Below are 3299 nucleotides of genomic sequence, written 5' to 3' on the forward strand. Positions count from 1 at the left end.
GCTCCAGACTCCTCGGGTGCGGTGTCGCCGCCCGCCTCGCTGTCTTCCTCGGTATCGTAGAAGTGCATGAACACGTCTTCGATGGCCGTCTCGCGGACTTCGAGGTCATCGACGCGGTAGTCGTCGAGGGCGTCTACGAGAGCGTCGTAGTTCCCCGAGATGACGAGTCGGAGCGACCCATCGGGTTCGAGACGGGCGTCGATGGTCTCGTCAAATTCGAAATCCGTGAGGTCGATCGGCTCCGTCGACTGGAGCGTGACAACCTTCCCGCTTCGTTCGAGGAGGTCGTCGATGTGTTCGACGGCGGCGAGTTTCCCCTCCCGAATGATGGCGACCTGATCGCAGACCTGTCGGACTTCGCTGAGAATGTGGGTGGAGAAAAACACCGTCACGCCGCGACTGCGCTCCTCATGGAGGAAGTCGTAGAACTCCTGTTGGACGAGTGGGTCCAACCCGGCGGTCGGTTCGTCCATGATGACCATCCGCGGTTCGTGCATGAACGCCTGCACGATGGCGAGTTTCTGACGATTCCCCCGCGAGTACGCGCGGACCGGGCGGTCGAGTGGGACCGGAAAGCGGTCGAGGAGTTTGTCGCGCCGAGTGTCGCCGGAGAGGCGCGCGAAGTAATCGAGCGTCTTTCGCCCGGAAACCTCGTCGTAGAACTGCGGGTCACTAGGAATGTGACCGACGTGTTCGAGCACGTTGAGGAAGCCCGCCCGGTCGTCAACCGGGGTCCCGAGGATACTCGCGGTTCCGTCGGTCGGTTTGAGCAATCCGAGAAGAAGTCGAATCGTCGTCGATTTTCCCGCGCCGTTGGGACCCAGAAACCCGAACAGTTCGCCCTCGGGAACCGAGAGGCTGAGGTCCTCGACGCCGCGGACATCCCCGTAGAACTTGGTGAGGCCGTCGATGTCGATGGCGGGGACGGACATAGTCCTACGTAGGTCTGCCGCGAACCTATTCCTTGTGCGACGTTCTGCTTCGTGAGAGCGTAGAGTTGCTGTTAATAGCGTCACGAGCGTATTTGACGTGTCTGAACGACGGTTCTATCCCGCCGGTCGGCACAATCATGGTTCGACGCGGACGGCGAGCGAGCGCGGGAGTCCTCGCCATATTCATCGCCCTGTCTGTCCTTGCTGGAGCAACTGGCACCGTCGGGGCCGAAACTCGTGTCGCCGGAAGCCCCGGCCTCTCTATTATCGCACCGGAAAACCGGCTCACGCCGGGGAGTGAGAATACCATCGACGTGTTCGTCGTGAACTCGGGAACCGTCACGGACGACGGTCCCGAGGAGTACGAAGCACTCGTCCAGACGGCGCGCGCGCTGACGTTCCGTGGCAAGTCGAAGGGACCGATTACCGTCGTGAGTGGCGAGGTCCCGGTCGGGACCGTTCCTGAAGGCGTCTCTGAGCCGGCGTCGCTTCGACTCCGCGTCGCAGAGGAGGCACCGCCCGGAACCTACGAGATTCCGGTCGAGTTCTCCTACGAATACACCTCGTCGGTGACCATCGACGGCGAGACAGTCCAAACCACACACCAGACCAGAAACGTCACGCGGGCCCTTACGGTCGTCGTGGAACGGCGGCCCGCATTCGAGATTCAGGACGTAGACACCGACCTCGCGGTTGGCGACAGCGGAACGGTCACCGTCGAGATAGAGAACGTCGGGCCTGTCGATGCCCACGAGGCCACCGTGACTATCACCTCAGCAGACTCCGAGGTGACCTTCGGGAACGGCGGCACCGCTGCGGAGAGCTACGTTGGTGAGTGGAATTCGGGCGAGACCGAGTTCGTCGAGTTCCGTACCCGCGTCGCCGACGATGCCATCGTGCGGAACTACGCGGTCAACCTCGCCGTGACCTACCGCGACGGAAACGGCCAAGAACGAACCTCGCGGCAACTGGTTGCCGGAGTGCGACCGACCCGCGGTGCCGCTTTCGAACTCGAAGATGTCGACTCTACCGTCGCCGTCGGTGACACCGGAACGCTGACGCTCGAACTCGTGAACGTGGGCGATTCGACCGCGAGAGATACGACAGTCGGCGTCCAGTCGACCGACTCCGAGGTGACCTTCGGTGCTGGCGCGTCCACAGCAGAAGCCTACGTTGGCGCGTGGGAACCGGGGGAAACAAAGCGTGTGAGCTTCAGAACCCGCGTCGCCGACGACGCCCTCGACCGCCCATACTCGCTAGATGTGACTGTGAACTTCCGTAATCCCGGCGGCAACCGGAAGACCGAGTCGCTCGTCGCTGGACTCGACCCCGGTGCTGGTCCGGCATTCGCCGTCACCGTCACCGAGAGCACCCTCAGAGCCGGCGGCGTCGGACGCGTCACCGGGACCATCGAAAATGTGGGTGAAGCGGAAGCGCGTGACGTGGTGCTTCGCCTCGAATCCGAGGGCACGGCACTGACGCCGACCGACCCAGAAGTCGCCGTCGGGACGCTTGAACCGGGCGAATCCACCGAGTTCGAATATGCAATCGGACTTTCCGAGGGGTCGACACCCGGCGTACACCGCCTCCCGTTCGCCGTCGAATACCGGTCGCCGGGCGATGAAATGCGAGCGGTCGACCGGACCGACGTACTCGCGTCGGTGAGCACGCGTGACCCCGCCGTCGCGGTCGACCCGCAGAACGCGACGTTCGAAGTGGACGCTTCCGGACGGCTCGTTCTCGCGGTGACGAACACCGAGGACACGCCGAAAACCGACGTGACGGTTCGCCTCGTTGCGGAAGAGCCGCTCTCCAGCGAGGACGCCGTCGCCTTCATCCCACGACTGGAAGCGGGCGAGACGAGACTCGTCGTCTTCGACCTCGAAGTCAGTGGAGACGCAGTAGCGAAAACGCAGGTCGTCGGCGTAGACGTGAGCTACGAGGACGACGCCGGGCGACAACTCTCGACCGGAACCCAACAGGTCGCCGTCGACGTGGTGGAACCGACAGCGACGTTCCCAATGCTTCCCGCAGGTGTCTCGATACTCGTACTCGCGGGCGTCAGCTACTGGTGGTATCGGCGACGGTGAGTATCAAAACGAGATTCACGAGCGGAATGTGAGCGTGCGGAGTTCAGTCGTCGTTCGGAACCTTCGCGGGCTTGCGGCGGTCGGAGCGGGGGCCTTCTTTGTCCACGTCTGGGAGATAGGCGCGGGGGTACCGGGCGGGGTGGGAATCGGGGGTTCGGGCGGCTGGTTCGGGCGCGCCGCTGGCGGCGATGGGCCCGCCGCCGCCGCCGCCCTCGGGACCGGGGGCGGGGATGGTGTCCGCGGTCCTCACGAGGGCGGGGTTGGGCTCGACCACGAG

General features: G+C 64.0%; 3 protein-coding genes. 1 reads left to right on the forward strand and 2 read right to left on the reverse strand.

Annotated features, from left to right (window positions below):
- On the reverse strand, window positions 1–932 hold a 932-nt coding region (locus QT222_RS03980; RefSeq protein ID WP_491476380.1), incomplete at its 3' end, for an ABC transporter ATP-binding protein.
- A 137-nt stretch (window positions 933–1069) separates the two neighbouring features.
- On the opposite strand from QT222_RS03980, the gene QT222_RS03985 reads away from it, so the two are divergent.
- Window positions 1070–3022, forward strand: coding sequence for a COG1361 S-layer family protein (locus QT222_RS03985; protein ID WP_491476381.1), 1953 nt, complete (start codon window positions 1070–1072; stop codon window positions 3020–3022).
- 43 nt (window positions 3023–3065) lie between these two features.
- Here the strand turns inward: QT222_RS03985 and QT222_RS03990 are convergent.
- Window positions 3066–3299: hypothetical protein (locus QT222_RS03990; protein ID WP_491476382.1), on the reverse strand; the 234-nt coding region annotated here is incomplete at its 5' end.

It is taken from the genome of Haloferax sp. s1 (assembly GCF_058382125.1).

Bases quoted from the DNA above. Each gene is read 5' to 3' on its own strand.
- QT222_RS03985 (WP_491476381.1), top strand. From the start codon at position 1,070: ATGGTTCGACGCGGACGGCGAGCGAGCGCGGGAGTCCTCGCCATATTC.